Source organism: Austwickia sp. TVS 96-490-7B, assembly GCF_019331795.1.
Taxonomy (GTDB): Bacteria; Actinomycetota; Actinomycetes; order Actinomycetales; family Dermatophilaceae; genus Austwickia.
Genome location: NZ_JAHPZL010000007.1, coordinates 190,840 through 205,543, shown reverse-complemented (window position 1 = coordinate 205,543; position 14,704 = coordinate 190,840). Strand labels below are relative to the sequence as shown.

Below are 14,704 nucleotides of genomic sequence, written 5' to 3'. Positions count from 1 at the left end.
GTGGTGAAAAGTTGCACGCCTCTCGCTCCTTACAGCTTCAGCAGGTTGGCGTCGTCGACCGAGGCCGAGCGGCGGGCACGGAAGATGGCCATGATGATGGCCAGTCCGACCACCACTTCGGCAGCCGCCACCACCATGACGATGAGCGCGATGACCTGGCCTTCCAAGGATCCGTAGATCCGACCAAACGTCACAAACATCAGGTTCACCGAGTTGAGCATCAACTCGATCCCCATAAAAACAGTGATCGAGTTACGCCGGGTCAGCACGGTGGCCGCCCCGATGGCAAACAGGACCACCGCTAGATAGACATAGCTCATGAGGCTCATCGGTGGGTGCCTTCCTGGATCTCCTGGTCCATGCTCTCCACCGCGTCCGTCAGCGGTTTGGTCTTGGCGACCTGGTCGCGTGCAGTCAGGACTCGGCTCACAGACAGTTCGCTGGGCGTGCCGTCAGGCAGCAGCGCCGGCGTATCGACCGCGTTATGACGGGCATACACACCTGGTGCCGGCAGACCCGCGACGAATCGGTTCTCCCGGATTCGCCGAATCGACCAGTCACGCTGGGTGGGTTTGGGCAGCAAGCGCTCCCGGTGCGCCAGCACCATCGCCGCCATCGCTGCGGTGATCAGCAGCGCACTGGTCATCTCGAACACCCAGACATACTTCCCGAAGACCAAGTTGGCGATCCCCTGGACGTTGCCGCCAGAGTTCATGCCTTTGACACCGTCCTCCCGGGGAACCACTGTCGCCTGGGACAGCATCGACAGCACCAACGCACACAGCCCCACAGCGAACACCAGCGATGCCCACTTGTGGCCGCGCAAGGTGTCCACCACGGACTCGTTGGCTTCGACACCGATCAGCATGATCACAAAGAGGAAGAGCATCATGACCGCGCCGGTGTACACGAAGACGTGCACAATGCCGAGGAAGTCCGCGCCCAACGCCAGGTACACCACGCCCTGCATGACCATCACCATGGCCATCGACATCGCGGCGTAGACGGCCTTGCGGGAGAACAGCAGTCCCAGTCCGCCTAGGACCATGACCGTGGCTGCCACCCAGAAGAACAAGGCTTCACCACCGGACATCGTCATCGTCGTCTCGATCACCGTGGTTCGCCGCCTTCCGCGCCCTGCGTTGTCGCGTCCGCCCGGCTCTGCTTGACCGTCAGGTCACGAGCGAAAACGCGCTGGTCTTCGGTCGCACCAGACACTTTGCCCTGGTAATAGTCCCGTTCTTCCATCCCAGAGACCATCGGGTGAGGCGGAGCGACCATGTCGTCCTGTACCGGTGCGAGCAACTGATGCTTCTCGAAGATCAGCGCGGACCGAGAGTGATCGGCCAATTCATAGAAATTGGTCATCGTCAACGCTCTCGTGGGACAAGCTTCGATGCATAGACCGCAGAAGATGCATCGAAGATAGTTGATCTGATAGACCCGTCCATACCGCTCTCCCGGGGAGAACCGGCCGGTCCCGCCCTGCTCAACGGGGGTGTCGTCGTTGTCCGCGCCTTCCACGAAAATGGCGTCCGCCGGGCAAGCCCACGCGCACAACTCACAACCCACGCATTTCTCAAGCCCATCAGGATGACGGTTGAGCTGGTGACGACCGTGGTATCGCGGCGCCGTTGGAATCTTGACCTCGGGGTATTCCACCGTGGCCACTGTGCGGAACTGTGTTTTGAAGGAGACGCCAAATCCTGCCACCGGGGCGAACAGGTCGGCGAAGAAACCGCGAGGTTTCTCCTCCTGTGGATCCTTACGCTGCTCGCTCACTTGCCGTTCTCCTTGCCCTCGACGCTCTCGCCGGTCGAACCGGTGGCCTCCTGATCGGGAAGATGTTCCTCCGGGATCGCCAGCAGTACGGCGGATGCTGCGTCCGCTGTCCGCGCTGCCGCTGTCTCTTCGGCGGCGACTTGAGTGGGTTCGCGGAGGCGTTGTCCCGGCAACGGCGGAACCGGGTATCCGCCTGCGAACGGGTCAACTTCCTTGGGTGCCAAGGTGACCACCTCTCGTTCGGCGACCGCTCGGTCCCAGGCGTTGACCACGACAGCGGCGATCGCGACGATGACCACGACCACGGCCAGCAGCCGCACATTCAACGAGCCGACCATGGTCGTTCCCAGGAAGCCCAGCTGGGTTCCCTTGATGAACGCCGCAGCCATCACCCAGAACAATGTCACCGGGATGAGGAACTTCCAGCCGAACTTCATGAACTGGTCATACCTGGTCCGCGGGAGGGTGCCCCGCAGCCACACGAAGAACCACATGAAGACCCACAACTTTGCGGTGAACCACAGCAACCCCCACCAACCAGCGCTGAACTGGCCGTCGGCGATGTAATGCAGCCCGAAGGGTGCCTGGTAGCCGCCGAGGAACAGTGTCGTGGCCAGTGCTGCGACGGTAAACATGTTGACGTATTCACCGAGGAAGAACATGCCGAAGCGCATGCCCGAATACTCGGTGTGGAAACCAGCCACCAACTCGCCTTCGCCCTCGGCGAGGTCGAAGGGCAACCGGTTGGTCTCACCAACCATCGTGATGATGTAGACGATGAAACTCACACAGAGCGGGAACATATACCACACCCGGTCTTGTGCGGCCACAATCTGCCACGAGGTCATTGATCCGGCGTACAAGAAGACCGCCACCAGGGAGAGCCCCATCGCAATTTCATAGGAAATGACCTGAGCTGTTGATCGCAGACCACCCAGCAGGGGGTACGTCGATCCTGACGACCATCCCGCCAAGACCACGCCGTAGGCACCCACCCCAGCTGCAGCCAGGACCAGCAGCACCGATACCGGAGTGTCAGTGAGCTGCAGCGGCGTACGGTATCCGAAGACCTCAACCATCCCGCCCAACGGAATGATCGCAAAACTGATGAACGCGACCGACCCGGCGATGATCGGGGCGACCAGATACATCAGTTTGTCCGCCTGACGCGGGATGAAAGTCTCTTTCCAGATCAGCTTGAAGGCGTCAGCAATCTCCTGGAAGATGCCCCACGGCCCAAACCGGTTGGGTCCCGGACGCTGCTGCATCCGGCCAATCACTCGTCGTTCAAACCAGATCACCACGACGACCTGGAGCATCAGGTAGACGAAGATCAGCACCGCCTTGATCAGCGACAACCACCACGGGGTGGTGCTGAAGTCGGGAGCTTCGATCTGCGTCGGCAGCATCGTCGGCAGCGCCGCTAGCGCGCTCATGCCGCACCACCCTTCGTGACGGTGACGACGTCACCAGCGTCCGCGCCGAGTGTGGCACGCACGCGGGACCCCGCGGAGTTGGTCGGCAACCACACGACGTGGTCCACCATCGGTGTGATCTGAGCCGGCAAGGTGATCGAACCGTGCGGGGTGGACACCGTGACAGCCATACCATCCACGACTCCGAGCGTCGCGGCGGTGGCTGCGGAGAGCCGGGCCACGGCCAGCGGAGCGGTGCCAGCCAAGTGTGGCTCGCCGTCTTGCATCCGACCTGCATCGAGAAGGTGATGCCAGGTCGCCAACACCGCCTGCCCCGGTGAGAGCGAAGGAACAGCTCGAGAATCGGCGGTGGGGATGGCGCTACGGCGTCCTTCCCATGCCGGGAGCTGTGTGCCTTCGTGCCTGATCTGGATCACCGACCGGGCGCCGAGGTCAACCCCCATCTCCTGGGCCAGCAGGTCGAGGACACGGTGGTCGCCCATGGCCTGCGAACTCAGCGCAGCGGAGAACGGAATCCGCCGTCCTTCCCAGTCGACAAAGCTGCCCGTCTTCTCCGCGACGGGCGCCACTGGGAGGATCACATCGGCTGACTGGGTAGCCAGACTTTCGCGGATCTCCAAGGAGACGACAAAAGCTTTCTCCAACGCTTGAGATGCAGTGGCCTGATCAGAGAGGTCACTGATCTCAACACCGCCGAGCAGCAACCCACCGAGGGCGCCAGCTGCGGCATCGGCGATCATCGTGGTGCCATCACGGCCGGGACGTTCAGGCAGTTCGGCTCCGCCCCACAGCTGGTGGAGTTCGGCGCGAGCTTGGGCATCGTGCACCGGGCGTCCACCTGGGAGCAGCCCCGGCAAGCACCCTGCCTCCAGCGCGCCTCGTTCGCCAGCACGTCGCGGCACCCATGCCAAGGTGGCACCGGTGGTCCGGGCGAGCATGGTCACTGCTGATAGTGCCCCAGGCACGTTGGCCAGCCGCTCGCCGACCAAGATGACGGCATCGTTGGTGATCGCTGTCGCGGCTTCGCCAAGTTCCTGACGACGTTCCCGCAGCGCATGTAGCACTTCGGTTTCCGTGCCCGGGGCGGCCGTGATGAGCGTGCCGCCCATCTTGGTCAAGCCTCGGGTCGCGAACGGTGCAATGCCGAATACCGTGGTGCCCCGCCGACGCCACGCCTTGCGCAGCCGCAGGAACACCATTGGCGATTCCTCTTCCGGCTCGAGGCCGACGAGGAGGACCGTATCTGCCTGCTCCAGCGCGGTGTACGTCGTACCTTTGGCCAGATCCGTCCCAGCAACGACCGCCGCGAGGAACTGAGCCTCCTCCGCACTGTGCGGACGAGCTCGGAAGTCGATGTCGTTGGTACCCAGCACCATCCGAGCAAATTTGCTGTAGGTGTAGGCGTCCTCCACCGCCAACCGGCCACCGGTCAAGACACCGACCCCACTGGACGCCTGCGCCGCAGCGAGACCGTCCGCTGCCACTGCCAAAGCCTCTGGCCAACTGGCCGGGCGCAAGACGCCGCCTTCCCGGACCATCGGGGTGGAAAGCCGACCGGGTTGCGTGGCGTAAGTGAAGGCCCACCGTCCCTTATCGCAGTTCCATTCCTCGTTGACCTCGGGATTGTTGACTGCCATCCGGCGCAGTACCGTGCCGCGACGGTGATCGACTCGCAAGCTACAACCACTAGCGCAGTGTTCGCAGGCGCTGGGGGTGCTGACCAAATCAAACGGACGGGCCCGAAAGCGGTACGCCGCCCCGGTGAGCGCGCCCACCGGACAAATCTGCACGGTGTTCCCGGAGAAATAGCTCTCGAAGGGCTCATCCTGGAACATGCCGATCTGCTGCATCGCGCCCCGTTCGACCAGGGAGATGAACGGATCGCCAGCGATCTGGTCGGAGAACCGGGTGCATCGCTGACACAGCACACAGCGTTCCCGATCCAACAACACCTGCGAGGAAACGTTGACTGGTTTGCTGAACGTCCGCTTGACGTCCTTGAATCGGCTAGAGACCTGGCCGTGAGACAACGACTGGTTCTGCAGCGGGCATTCGCCACCCTTGTCACAGACCGGACAATCCAACGGGTGGTTGATCAGCAAAAACTCTAAGACGCCTTTTTGGGCCTTGTCCGCAACCTCAGAGGTGTGCTGAGTCTGCACGCTCATACCTGCTGACACCGTCGTGGTGCAGGCAGCCTGCGGCTTGGGCATGGCCCGCATGGTCCCATCCGGGCCAGGCATGGCGACATCCACCAGGCACTGTCGGCAGGCGCCGACCGGGTCCAGCAGCGGATGATCACAGAACCGGGGAATCTCCACCCCGACCTGCTCGGCCGCACGAATCACCAAGGAGCCCTTCGGCACGGTGACCGGCACGCCATCGATGGTGAGGGTCACCATCTCCACCGGCGGTGGCACCTGAGAGATGCCCCCGTCGGCGGGACTCTTCTGGACCGTCATCGGGACACGCTCTCCTTCGCGAACAGGGTGGACGCCTCCGGCGGGAACAAGACGTGCGCAGGGGTGTGATAGCCCTGCTCGAACTCCTCGCGGAAATGCTTGATCCCGGACAGGACAGGGGTGGCGGCAGCATCGCCCAGCGCACAGAAGGACCGGCCCAGGATCTGGCCTGCCACGTCGAGCAGCTTCTCGACGTCACCTTCTTCGCCGTGGCCGTCCACCAGACGTTGAAGCACCTGACGCATCCACCAGTTGCCCTCACGGCATGGGGTGCATTTGCCGCACGATTCGTGCGCATAGAACTCAATCCAACGGGACACCGCCCGCACCACTGAGACCGTTTCGTCGAAGACCTGCAAGGCACGGGTGCCCAGCATGGATCCCGCTTGGGCCACCGATTCGTAGTCCAACGGGACGTCGAGCTGCTCTTCGGTAAACAGCGGGGTGCTGGAGCCCCCAGGGGTCCAGAACTTCAACCGGTGCCCCTCCCGGATCCCCCCGGCCATCTCCAACAGTTCGCGCATAGTCACGCCGTACGGCGCCTCATATTGTCCAGGACGACGGACATGTCCGGACAGGCTGAACAACCCCATGCCCTTGGACTTCTCGGTCCCCATGCCGGCGAACCAGTCCGAACCGTTCAAGAAGATCGGCGCGACCTGGGCGATGGTCTCGACGTTGTTGACCACGGTCGGGCGAGCGTACAACCCAGCCACCGCAGGGAAGGGGGGCTTCAAACGCGGCTGTCCACGTCGACCCTCCAGCGAGTCAAGGAGCGCTGTTTCTTCACCACAGATATACGCACCCGCACCAGCATGAACCGTGATGTCCAGATCGAACCCGCTGCCCAAAATGTTCTGACCGAGATACCCAGCGGCATAGGCCTCAGCGACCGCATTCATCAACCGGCGGTACACGTGGACGACCTCGCCCCGCAGATAAATGAAGGCGTGATTGCAGCGGATCGCGTAACTGGTGATGATCATGCCCTCGATCAGCAGATGCGGGGCGTTGAACATCAATGGCACGTCTTTGCAGGTGCCCGGCTCAGACTCATCGGCGTTCACTACCAGATACCGGGGTTGACCGTCATCCGGTGGCAAGAAACCCCACTTCATGCCGGTGGGGAAGCCCGCCCCGCCTCGTCCACGAAGCCCAGAATCCTTCGCCTGCTGCACCAGATCAGCACGGTCATGAGCGATCGCCTGCCGCAACGCCCGATAGCCGTCGTACTTTTCGTAGGTCGCTAGAGTGAACGACTGCGGCTGGTCCCAGAACCGCGACAGAATCGGTGTCAGCTGCGTCATCACAAGGCCTTTCCGTCAGCGCCGGCAGAAGTTCCCGGGCCGGTCCCGCCAGGAGCGTCGGTGCTGGTCACCATCACGGACCGAGCGGTGGCCTCGCCACCGGTGTCCTGTCTAGGGGCCGGTGAGGACCAGTTTTTACCCTGGGCGTATCGCAACCCACGCAAGGTGGCCTCCCCCGCAGTGTTGCCCTCAGCAGCCCGCCCATCCTGGAAACCGGCGAGCACCCGACTGATTTCTTTGAAGGTGGCGACCTTCGCCGCGCCTCGGGTGGGTTCGATGTCCTGACCAGCACGGATCGCATCGACCATCGCGATCACTGATTCCGGAGTTTGGTTGTCGAAGAACTCCCAGTTCGTCATCACCACCGGGGCGTAGTCACATCCCGCGTTGCATTCGACCCGTTCCAGGGTGATGAGTCCGTCTTCGGTGGTCTCGTCATGGCCAATCCCCAGGTGGTCGCTGACCGCATCCCAGATCGCGTCGCCCCCCATGATCGCGCACAGGGTGTTGGTGCACACCCCGACCGTGTACCGACCGTTGGGGTGGCGCTTGTACTGCGTGTAGAAGGTCGCGACTCCGCTGACTTCTGCTGCCGTCAACCCCACGGTCTCCGCGCAAAAGTCGATCCCTCGGGTGCTGACGTACCCATCAACGCTCTGGACCAGGTGCAGCAGCGGCAGCAACGCAGAACGCTTCTGCGGATAACGCGCGACCACCTCAGCTGCGTCCTGACGCAACTGCGCCAACACCTCGTCGGTGTACGGCTCGGTCGCGACATTCGGTTGCGAGCCGTAATTCGGCTTGTCACCGTGTGACATCAGCGGTCCACACCTCCCAGGACAGGGTCGATCGAAGCAACAGCAACAACGGTGTCGGCGACGGCGCCGCCCTCGACCATGGCCGCTACCGCCTGCAGGTTGTTGAAGGCCGGATCCCGGAAATGGGCCCGGTACGGGCGCGTCCCTCCGTCAGAGACCAGGTGGCAGCCCAGTTCGCCCTTCGGCGACTCCACCGCGATGTACGCCTGCCCGGCTGGCACCCGGAAACCCTCGGTGACCAGTTTGAAGTGATGAATCAAGGACTCCATGGAAGTCCCCATGATCTCTTTGATGTGCTCCAAGCTGTTGCCTTGGCCATCCGGACCGACAGCCAGTTGCGCAGGCCAGGCAATTTTCTTGTCGGCCACCATCACCGGTTCACCCTCACAGGCCTGCAACCGCTCCACGACCTGGTCGATGATCTTCAGCGACTCCCAAATCTCCCGGAAGCGCACCCGCAACCGGCCATAGGCGTCAGCCGAATCCCAGGTGGGAACTTCAAAGTCGTAGGTCTCATATCCGCAGTACGGCGCTGCTTTTCGCAGGTCATACGGCATCCCAGCGGCTTTCAGGATCGGGCCCGTCACGCCCAACGCCATGCACCCGGTCAGATCCAGATAACCCACGTCACACATCCGGCCACGCAAGATCGGGTTTTCCAAGCAGAGCGCTTCGAGCTCGGTGACTCCCTGGCGCAGCAGCGGCCACTCTTGGTCGATGATCGCTTTCCAGTTACTCGGTAGATCGTTGGACACTCCACCGGGGCGGATATAGCCGTTGTTCATCCGCAGACCGGTAGTCGCCTCAATCAGCCGGAACAGTCGCTCCCGCTCACGGAAACCGATGGTCATGACGGTGGTCGCCCCCAACTCCATTCCACCGGTGCCCAGACACACCAAATGGCTGGAGATACGAGTGCATTCCATCATCAGCACTCGGATGAGCGTCGCCCGCTCCGGGATCTGGTCCTCAATGCCCAATAACCGCTCTACCGCCAGGCAGTACGCGGTCTCCTGGAACATCGGCGTCAGATAATCCATCCGGGTGCACAAAGTCACCCCCTGGGTGAATGTGCGATGCTCCATGGTCTTTTCGATACCGGTGTGCAGATAACCGATACCCACCCGAGCCTCGGTGACCGTCTCACCGTCCAGCTCCAAGATCAGCCGCAACACTCCGTGCGTGGACGGGTGCTGCGGACCCATGTTGACGACAATGCGTTCATCGGAATGCTCAATCGCCTCACGGGTGATCGCATCCCAGTCACCGCCCTCAGCCTGGACGAAGAAGTCCCGGGGGGTTTCCTCAGTCCCGGCGCCCTCGGTCGCCCGGACCTGCTCACTCGAGGTGGACATCAGTTGTACGACCTCCGCTGATCGGGGGCGGGCGTGGTGGCGCCCTTGAACTCCACAGGGATGCCGCCCAAAGGGTAGTCCTTGCGTTGAGGGTGGCCGGGCCAGTCATCAGGCATGATGATCCTGGTCAGAGCCGGATGACCGTCAAAAACGATCCCAAAGAAATCCCAGGTCTCTCGCTCATGCCAGGTCACCGACGGGTAGGTCTCCACAATGCTGGGGATATGTGGATCCGCGTCAGGACAGGTGACCTCAATCCGCACCCGACGACTGCCGTGGGTGATCGACAGGAAGTGGTAGACCGCGTGCAACTCACGACCGGCATCCGCAGGATAGTGGACGCCCGACACCCCGGAACACATTTCAAACCGCAGATCCGGGTCATCGCGCAGCACCTGCACCACCGTGGGCAAGTGCTCACGGCGCACGAAGATGGTCATCTCGCCACGATCGACGACAACTTTTTCGATGGCGTCCTGGTAGGACAGCGTGCCCACCGCGTCCAGGGCCTCAGTCAGCGCATCTGCGACCTCATCAAACCCGTTCCCGTACGGGCGTTGCGCCTCGGCAGGAAACAGAATCGGCGCTACCAGGCCGCCATACCCCGTGGTGTCGGCGCCTTTAGTCGCCCCGAACATTCCGCGGCGTTCGCCCCGCACCTCCGGGGTATCGCTCGCCGGTGTCGGTAGCCCCGCGCTGTCGTGGTCACTCATGCCAGCAGACCCTTCTGCTCAATCAACGGAGTGGCCGTCAACGCAGCCTCTTCGGCGGCGCGGGTCCATTCCTTGCGCTTGCCCGGGGTGTACGGCGTGTTCATCATCTGCTCGTGCAACGTGATGAGCGCGTTCAGCAGCATTTCCGGTCGAGGCGGACACCCTGGCAAATACACATCCACCGGGACGATGTGATCGACGCCCTGCACAATGGCGTAGTTGTTGAACATCCCACCGGAGCTGGCGCACACTCCCATGGAGATCACCCACTTCGGCTCAGCCATCTGGTCGTAGACCTGACGCACGACCGGTGCGAACTTCTGGCTCACCCGACCTGCCACGATCATGCAGTCGGCCTGACGAGGGGTCGCGGCAAAACGCTCCGAACCGAAACGCGCAATGTCATAGTCGGGCGTCCCTGAAGCCATCATCTCGATAGCGCAACAAGCCAGACCGAATGTTGCTGGCCAGATCGAGGTCTTCAACAGGAAGCCGATGGCCTCGCTGATCTTGGTCGTGTAAACCCCTGAAGGGTACTTCTCCTGATTGACCATGTCAGTCCCACTCCAATCCGCCACGGCGCCAGACATAGGCGTAGGCGATGAACACCGTCAGCACAAACAACACCATCTCCACCAGGGCAAACAACCCCAACCGGTCAAAGGTGACCGCGAACGGAAACAGGAAGACCGACTCCACGTCGAAGATGATGAAGAGCATCGCTGTCGTGTAGTACTTCACCGGAACACGACCACCGGCATCGGCCTGCGGTGACGGCTGGATGCCACACTCATAGGCATCAAGCTTCACCTTGTTGTAGCGGCGTGGCCCGACGTAGTCGAAGAGCAACACCGACGCGGCGGCGAACCCGATGCCACACGCGAGGAAGAACAGGATCGGTAGGTAGGGGCTGGTCATCTCGACGCGCTCCCCTTTCGGTGAATCGTGTGGCTACGTGGCGTCATCAGCGACATCGTCACAGTCTCTCGGTCGGGGATCCCCCTGGGGCTCAGCAGCACCGGAAGAGTCGCCCGCTTTATCCTAATGAATTTCATGAGTGCTCATGCCGAAGGTGCGATCCGCGTCAACGCGGTGATCACGCGATCGTCGAGACCGCCGCCGTGAGGTTGCGCCAGATTGGCCATGGTCTTCAGCAGCAACCGCATCAGTGGAGTCACGGGCAGACCGTACTTGACACACAGACGCATCACCTCCGGTTTACCGATCAACGTGGCAAATGCCCGCCCTAGGGTGTAATACCCACCTAGGTGTTCCTTCATCACCGTGTTGTACGACTGAAGCACCCGCTCTCGGCCCGCATCGTCACCGCGAGCCATGGCCTGCACGATGATTTCTGCGGCCGTGCGACCCGACTCCATCGCGTAATCGATGCCCTCTCCGTTAAACGGGTTGACCATGCCGCCAGCGTCCCCGACCAGCAACAATCCGTCGGCATACAACGGCTGCCGGTTAAAGGCCATCGGCAACGCAGCGCCTCGGATCGGCGCCGTCATGGTCTCCGTGTTCAACGTCCATTCCGCCGGCAAGGTCGCCACCCAGCGGCGCATGACGTCCTTGTAATCGACCTTCCCGAAGGCCGGTGAGGTATCGAGCATCCCCAAGCCCACGTTCGTCGTACCGTCACCGCACGCGAACAACCAGCCGTATCCGGGCAACAAGATTTTTTTCGTAGAAGGGTCCGCCAAGCTCGCTGGATCAGCGTGCGGGTCCTCGGGAACCCACAATTCCAGCCACGACTCCATGTAGTCGTCCTGGCTGCGCACCGGAGAAGAGTAGTAGGTGCGTACCGCCACGCCCATGGGTCGGTCGTCTCGCTTCTCCCGACCCACCGACGTCGACAGACGCGAGGAGACACCGTCCGCAGCGACCACGACCGGCGCCCGGAAAGTGCGCGTCCGGCCCGTCGCCCGGCCGTCCGGCCCCATGATCTTCGCCTCGACGCCGACGACCCGACCAGTGCGTTCATCCCGGATCGCACCGGTGACGTTGACCCCCTCCAACACCCGTGCGCCCTTGGTCGCGGCATGCCGGGCGAGGATCTCGTCGAGTTCGGCGCGTTTACGGACCATGCCGTACGGCGGGAAGTGGTCAGTCTCAGGCCAGTCCAATTGGAAACGGCGCCCTCCACCGACGATCCGCAGCCCCTTGTTGCGGATCCACCCGTCTTCCTCGCGGGTGGACACACCCAACTGGGCGAGTTCGCGCACAGCGCGAGGAGTTAAGCCGTCACCGCAGATCTTGTCCCGGGGAAACCGGGACTTTTCTAGCAGCAACACGTCCAACCCGGCCATGGCCAGGTAAGCCGCGGTAGCCGATCCCCCCGGACCGGCACCGACCACGATGACATCGGCGCGCTCGGAAGAGCCTGCAACCGAGTTGACCGGCGACTGAGCAGGGTGCGTCACGGCGTCCTTTTCGGTGATCGAGAGGTGGATGGGGGTCACGCGGGTGTTTGAGACGTTCCTACGGGGTCACACCGGCAGCGCCGGTCCCCGTACGACGTCGAGGACGACAGCACAGGTCCGGTGCGCGGTGATCGGTGGCGTGGGAGAGCCCAAAACGTCTTGACCTTACCCGACCTCCGTGAGGTCCATCGCACAGGGACCTGCGATGTCTAGGGACGTCTGGCCCGATGTAGCGCCACGATCCCGCCAGTGAGATTGCGCCATTCCACGTCTGCCCAGCCCGCATCCTGGATCGCTTCTGCGAGTGTCTTCTGATCCACCCAGGCCCGAATGGACTCGGCTAGATACTCATAGGATTCGGGATTAGCGGAAAACATCCGCCCCAGCGTAGGGATCGCCTCCATGAGGTATTCGAGGTAGATCCGACCAAATAGGGGCTGGGTGGGGCGGGAGAACTCGTTGACGACGAGGCGGCCTCCGGGCTTGGTGACCCGAGCGAACTCTCGTAGCGCCGCTGGATAGTCGCGGACATTGCGGAGCCCGTACGAGATGGTGACCGCGTCGAAGGCACCGTCGGCGAAGGGCAACCTCGTGGCGTCGGCGGCCACAAAGGGAAGGTGAGGTCGATCCTGTCGACCCTGTTTGAGCATGCCCAGCGAGAAGTCCGCGGGGACGACCCGCACTCCCGCGTCCTGGAAAGCCGCTGAGGACACTCCGGTGCCTGCGGCGATGTCGAGGACCATGTCCCCTTGTTGCGCCCCGACAGCCCGGCGCATCGCCGCCCGCCACCGACGGTCGATTGAGGCGGTCATCAGGCTGTTCATCATGTCGTACGTCGAAGCGACCTGATCGAACATCGAAGCGACGTCCGCTGGGTCCTTGTCGAGGCTGGCGCGGTTCACGGCCTCATCCTCGCAGAACTCCAGCGGTGTTCGCTTGTCGATGGTCTCTGAGGCACGTCCTGGGCGGCGACGATCGGGCATCCTCCCGGTGAAGGTCGTACGCTTGGCGCGACATGCGCGCCAACTGCCCCTTCTCCGATGACACGCCGTCGACCAGCGTCGACGGGCGGTCCGTTTCGCGCACACCGCGACTCGACGTTCGTACCCGCCCGTGGGATGCTCCCGGACATCTGTTGGGGTTACTCCCCCGAGGGTGGCCCGCGCAATCTTTGGACTCATGGGTACGAGATGGGCGGGGGCATCTCGGGTGGGGGTGTGCTGCTGAGGTGCAGACCAGCGGTACTGACCGGTTTGATGCCGCCCAAAGCTGGTGGCGGGAAGTGGTCGATTCGGCTCGTCAAGATCGATGTGATCTGCCGTTTGATGCCCGGGGCGGGTTGATGGCTTTTGGCTCGTTCGCGTTCAGCCCGCACTCCGCCCGGGGCGGCCTGCTGCGGGTCCCCCATGTCATCCTCAGCAGGTACGACGGGCACACCATGCTGACGACAGTGGTCGACCGGGACCAGACCGCGGATGCTCAGATCGATGCCGCCCATCGTTCTTGGGAAGAGACCGTCCCTGGGGGGAACGCTGCGGTGAGCGACCCCACTGACCCTGGTGAAGTCGCTTTCGCTGACGGCGCTCTGAGCGGCCCGGCATGGCAGTCCGTGGTGGCCACCGCAGTGGACAATATCCGGGCTGGAGCACTGGACAAGGTGGTGCTGGCGCGTGACCTGATCGCTGAATGCGATGCCCCCGTCGATCCTCGCTGGTTGTTGCGTCGTTTGGCTGCCGACTATGCCAAGACCTGGGTTTTTGCCGTGGATGCTCTGGTAGGTGCGACACCGGAGATGTTGTGCCGCCTGGATCGAGGGAGGGTCACTTCCCGAGTGTTGGCTGGGACGATCCGCCGTACCGGGGACGAAGCCCACGATTTGGCGTCGGCGGCAGCGTTGACCCGCAGCAGCAAGGATCTTGAAGAACATGCGTACGCCGTCCGGTCGGTCGCGGACGCGCTCGCCCCGCACTGCCGTGATGTCGATGCTCCGGCGACCCCGTTTGTGTTGCGACTACCGAATGTGCTTCATCTGGCCAGTGATGTCACCGGACGGTTGAGCGACGGATTGACTTCGCTGGCGTTGGCGGCCGCATTGCACCCGTCAGCGGCTGTGTGCGGCACCCCTCGGCAGGATGCTGCGGATCTGATCGATGAGGTGGAGTCGATGGACCGTGGCCGGTATGCCGGTCCGGTCGGGTGGATTGACGCTCATGGCGACGGTGAATGGGGCATCGCGCTGCGTTGCGGTGAGATCGACCCAGAACGTTCCGGGCGGATTCGGTTGTTTGCCGGGTGTGGGGTCGTCGCGGCTTCTGATCCGGCCGCTGAACTGGCCGAGAGTAACGCCAAACTCGTTCCGATGCGTTCTGCGTTAGGCCCGGGGCCGTTGGTCCATTGATGCCGCT

At 62.8% G+C, this 14,704-nt stretch carries 14 protein-coding genes; 1 reads left to right on the top strand and 13 read right to left on the bottom strand.

What is annotated here, in order from left to right:
• Nucleotides 1-29: 29 nt before the first annotated feature.
• The 13 genes from nuoK to KEM60_RS09005 all read right to left on the bottom strand — a co-directional run bounded on the left by nuoK (nt 30) and on the right by KEM60_RS09005 (nt 13,201).
• Nucleotides 30-329: an NADH-quinone oxidoreductase subunit NuoK gene (gene nuoK, locus KEM60_RS09065; protein ID WP_219107200.1), complete on the bottom strand. Its 300-nt coding sequence runs from the start codon at nt 327-329 to the stop codon at nt 30-32.
• Nucleotides 326-1,114 carry an NADH-quinone oxidoreductase subunit J gene (locus KEM60_RS09060; RefSeq protein WP_370626340.1) on the bottom strand — a complete coding sequence of 263 codons (789 nt, stop codon included), beginning with the start codon at nt 1,112-1,114 and terminating at the stop codon, nt 326-328. Before KEM60_RS09060 ends, nuoK begins: the two co-directional genes overlap by 4 nt.
• On the bottom strand, nt 1,111-1,782 hold the full coding sequence (gene nuoI, locus KEM60_RS09055; RefSeq protein ID WP_219107199.1) for an NADH-quinone oxidoreductase subunit NuoI: 672 nt from the start codon (nt 1,780-1,782) through the stop codon (nt 1,111-1,113). The genes KEM60_RS09060 and nuoI overlap by 4 nt, the downstream gene beginning before the upstream one ends.
• A complete protein-coding gene (gene nuoH / locus KEM60_RS09050; protein WP_219107198.1) occupies nt 1,779-3,218 on the bottom strand; it encodes an NADH-quinone oxidoreductase subunit NuoH in 1,440 nt (479 codons plus the stop codon). Before nuoH ends, nuoI begins: the two co-directional genes overlap by 4 nt.
• Nucleotides 3,215-5,680, bottom strand: coding sequence for an NADH-quinone oxidoreductase subunit G (locus KEM60_RS09045; RefSeq protein WP_219107197.1), 2,466 nt, complete (start codon nt 5,678-5,680; stop codon nt 3,215-3,217). Before KEM60_RS09045 ends, nuoH begins: the two co-directional genes overlap by 4 nt.
• Nucleotides 5,677-6,987 (bottom strand): NADH-quinone oxidoreductase subunit NuoF, encoded by a 1,311-nt coding sequence (gene nuoF, locus KEM60_RS09040; RefSeq protein WP_219107196.1) that lies wholly within the window; start codon nt 6,985-6,987, stop codon nt 5,677-5,679. The genes KEM60_RS09045 and nuoF overlap by 4 nt, the downstream gene beginning before the upstream one ends.
• Nucleotides 6,987-7,805: an NADH-quinone oxidoreductase subunit NuoE gene (gene nuoE, locus KEM60_RS09035; protein WP_219107195.1), complete on the bottom strand. Its 819-nt coding sequence runs from the start codon at nt 7,803-7,805 to the stop codon at nt 6,987-6,989. The genes nuoF and nuoE overlap by 1 nt, the downstream gene beginning before the upstream one ends.
• On the bottom strand, nt 7,805-9,160 hold the full coding sequence (locus tag KEM60_RS09030) for an NADH-quinone oxidoreductase subunit D (protein ID WP_219107194.1): 1,356 nt from the start codon (nt 9,158-9,160) through the stop codon (nt 7,805-7,807). The genes nuoE and KEM60_RS09030 overlap by 1 nt, the downstream gene beginning before the upstream one ends.
• The gene (locus KEM60_RS09025) at nt 9,160-9,873 is read right to left on the bottom strand and encodes an NADH-quinone oxidoreductase subunit C (RefSeq protein ID WP_219107193.1); all 714 of its coding nucleotides are present in this window, start codon (nt 9,871-9,873) and stop codon (nt 9,160-9,162) included. The genes KEM60_RS09030 and KEM60_RS09025 overlap by 1 nt, the downstream gene beginning before the upstream one ends.
• On the bottom strand, nt 9,870-10,463 hold the full coding sequence (locus KEM60_RS09020; protein WP_370626339.1) for an NADH-quinone oxidoreductase subunit B: 594 nt from the start codon (nt 10,461-10,463) through the stop codon (nt 9,870-9,872). The genes KEM60_RS09025 and KEM60_RS09020 overlap by 4 nt, the downstream gene beginning before the upstream one ends.
• Nucleotides 10,429-10,791: an NADH-quinone oxidoreductase subunit A gene (locus KEM60_RS09015; RefSeq protein WP_219107192.1), complete on the bottom strand. Its 363-nt coding sequence runs from the start codon at nt 10,789-10,791 to the stop codon at nt 10,429-10,431. Before KEM60_RS09015 ends, KEM60_RS09020 begins: the two co-directional genes overlap by 35 nt.
• A 143-nt stretch (nt 10,792-10,934) precedes the next feature.
• Complete coding sequence (locus KEM60_RS09010) at nt 10,935-12,299, bottom strand: geranylgeranyl reductase family protein (RefSeq protein WP_219107191.1); 1,365 nt, start codon at nt 12,297-12,299, stop codon at nt 10,935-10,937.
• 209 nt (nt 12,300-12,508) lie between these two features.
• Nucleotides 12,509-13,201 carry a demethylmenaquinone methyltransferase gene (locus tag KEM60_RS09005; protein WP_219107190.1) on the bottom strand — a complete coding sequence of 231 codons (693 nt, stop codon included), beginning with the start codon at nt 13,199-13,201 and terminating at the stop codon, nt 12,509-12,511.
• Between the two features lie 113 nt (nt 13,202-13,314).
• Between KEM60_RS09005 and KEM60_RS09000 the strand changes: the two genes are divergently transcribed.
• Complete coding sequence (locus tag KEM60_RS09000) at nt 13,315-14,697, top strand: isochorismate synthase MenF (protein WP_219107189.1); 1,383 nt, start codon at nt 13,315-13,317, stop codon at nt 14,695-14,697.
• Nucleotides 14,698-14,704: the final 7 nt, after the last annotated feature.